General features: G+C 78.0%; 3 protein-coding genes. 1 reads left to right on the top strand and 2 read right to left on the bottom strand.

The features are described 5' to 3' along the window. Both E1264_RS41870 and E1264_RS41865 read right to left on the bottom strand, forming a co-directional pair. Positions 1-433: NAD(P)-dependent oxidoreductase (locus E1264_RS41870; protein ID WP_132183023.1), on the bottom strand; the 433-nt coding region annotated here is incomplete at its 3' end. Positions 434-578: 145 nt separating this feature from the next. Continuing rightward, positions 579-1,661, bottom strand: coding sequence for an aminotransferase class V-fold PLP-dependent enzyme (locus tag E1264_RS41865; RefSeq protein WP_132183021.1), 1,083 nt, complete (start codon positions 1,659-1,661; stop codon positions 579-581). Between the two features lie 84 nt (positions 1,662-1,745). On the opposite strand from E1264_RS41865, the gene E1264_RS41860 reads away from it, so the two are divergent. Further along, positions 1,746-2,615: LysR family transcriptional regulator (locus tag E1264_RS41860; protein WP_132183019.1), on the top strand; the 870-nt coding region annotated here is incomplete at its 3' end.

Here is a 2,615-nt window from a genome sequence, read left to right as displayed (position 1 = left end):
CGGGGCAGGCGGGCTCGAACCGTCCGGCGCGCAGCGCCTCCTCCGGGCGGGGCCCGGGCCGGACGGGACCGTCGCGGCGGCAGGTGTAGGCGCCCTCCCCGTACACCACCATCGAGGACGCCAGCACCAGCACGCGCACGCCCGCGCGGGCCATCTCCGCCAGCAGCACGGCGGTGCCCTGGACGTTGACGGAGGTGTAGTCGGGCAGGTCGGCGACGTCGACGCCGAGGCCGACCTTGGCGGCCTGGTGGCAGACGGCGTCGGCGCCGTCCAGCCGGGACGCGACCGCGGCGGCGTCGCGGACGTCGCCGGCGGGCCCGTCGAGCGTGCCGGGGCGCAGGTCCAGGCCGCGGACGCGGTGGCCCGCGGCGGCCAGGGCGCCGGCGACGTGCGAGCCGATGAACCCGGCCGACCCGGTGAGCAGTACGTTCATGCGTCGAACGTAGGATGCGCCGCGCCCCGCCACGCGGCGGGCGGCGCCGGTCAAGGCGCCTTGTTCGAACCTTGTAAGAACTTCGCCGAAGAACCCCGGCCGACCCAAGCGAGCCTCGGGGAATCTCCGTGAGTGTCGGTGGACGTCAGTGCCGCGGGCGGGCCGTCCGGTCCAGGAGCGGGGCCAGGAGCGCGGCGGCCCGGTCGGCGTCGGCCTCGGTGGTGGTGAGGTGGAACGAGCAGCGCAGCCGTCCCGCCCGCACCGAGGCGACCACCCCGCCGGCGCGGAGCGTCGCGGCGGCGCCGTCGGGGACGTCGACCGCGACGATCGCCGACTCGCGGCCCGGCGCGGCGGGCGGCAGGCCGAGCGCGGCGCGGAACCGGCGCGCCAGCGCCACGTCGTGGTCGTGGATCGCCTGGACGCCGACGCGTTCGAGGAGCTCCAGCGCGGGCGCGTGCCCGGCCCAGCACTGCCACGCCGGGGACAGGTCCAGGCGCCGCGCGCCGGCCGCGAGCCGTACCGGCAGCCCGTACGCCGAGTCCCAGATGTCGTCGCCGGCGTACCAGCCGGCGCCGACCGCGGGCAGCGCGTCCAGCGCCTCGGGGGTGCCGGTGAGGAAGCAGGTGCCGCGGGGGCCGAGCAGCCATTTGTAGCCGCCGCACACCAGCCAGTCGACGCGGGACGCGGGCAGCGGCAGCCACCCGGCGGCCTGGGTGGCGTCCAGCAGGATCCGGGCGCCGTGCGCGCGGGCCGCGCCGATCAGGTCCTCCATCGGGGCGACGCGGCCGTCGGCGGACTGCACCGCCGACACCGCGACCAGGTCGTCGCCGGGCCGGACCTCCTCGGCGATCCGCTCCAGCGGGACCGCCCGCACCCGCAGCCCGTCCCGCGCGGCGAACGGCCACAGCAGCGAGGTGAAGTCCCCCTCGGCGACCACCACGCGCGCGCCGGGCGGCAGCGACGCGGCGACGAGCCCGACGAAGTAGGACACCTGCGGCCCGCACGCGACCCGCCCGGCGGGCACGCCGAGCAGCCGCGCGAACGCCTCCCGGGACCGGGTCACCGCCGCGTCCAGCGCCCGGGCCCGCAGCAGCCCCGCGGCGCGGTCCCGCTCGGCGGCGAGCATCGCCTCGTGCGCCGCGCGCGGCGGCAGCCCGTAGGTGGCGGTGTCGAGGTAGGCGACGCAGGCGCCGAACTCGCGCCGCGCGTCCCGGAGGGAAAGGCTCATGCACCGATCCTCGGCCACCACCCGCCCATAGCACAAAGTAAGGTTCTCTTGGACACCCATAAACCGTGTTGATACGTTGCGGGGATGCTCGACCTGCACCGGGGCCGGATCCTGCGGGAGGTGGCGCGGCTCGGCTCGATGACCGCCGCCGCGCGGTCCCTCGCCTACACCCAGCCCGCGGTGTCGCACCACATCGCGCGGCTGGAGGCCGAGGTCGGCACGCCGCTGGTGGTGCGGCACGGCCGCGGCGTGCGGCTGACCGAGGCGGGCCGGGTCCTGGTCGAGCACGTCGAGGACGTCCTGGCCCGGATGGACGACGCCGAGGAGCGGATCGCCGCGATCGCGGGGCTGCGCGCGGGCCGGGTGCGGGTCGCGGCGTTCCCGACCGCCGCCGGGGGCCTGCTGCCCGACGCCCTCGCGCGGCTGCGGGCCCGCGCGCCGGGTGTGTCGGTCACGCTGGTGGACGCCGACCCGCCGCAGGCCCTGGCGCTGCTGCGCGGCGGCGACACCGACGTCGCGGTCGTGTTCCGCTACGCCTACCTGCCGCCCGACACCGACGCGCGGCTGCGCGAGGTGCCGCTGTGCGAGGACCCGCTGCGGCTGCTCGTCCCCGCCGCGCACCCGCTCGCCGAAGCCGCCGACCCGCGGCTGGCGGACCTTTCGGGCGAGCGGTGGGCGTCGGGCTGCGCGCGGTGCCGCGACCACCTGCGGTGGGCGTGCGCGCAGGCGGGATTCGTCCCCGACATCGCCTACACCACCGAGGACCACGTCGCGATCCAGCGGCTGGTCGCCCGCGGCCTGGCGGTCACCACGCTCCCGGCGCTGGCGCTGGGCCTGCACGCCGAGCCGGGCGTCGCGGCCCCGGACGTGCCCGGCACGGGCCGCCGCCTGATCACCGCGCTGGTCCCGGCCGGCCCGCGCCCGCCCGCCGTCACCGCCCTGCTGGACGAGCTC

This window comes from Actinomadura sp. KC216 (genome assembly GCF_004348535.1).
Classification (GTDB): domain Bacteria; phylum Actinomycetota; class Actinomycetes; order Streptosporangiales; family Streptosporangiaceae; genus Spirillospora.
This window is presented reverse-complemented; position numbering and strand designations above follow the sequence as displayed.

Bases quoted from the DNA above. Each gene is read 5' to 3' on its own strand.
- E1264_RS41865 (WP_132183021.1), bottom strand. From the start codon at position 1,661: ATGAGCCTTTCCCTCCGGGACGCGCGGCGCGAGTTCGGCGCCTGCGTC.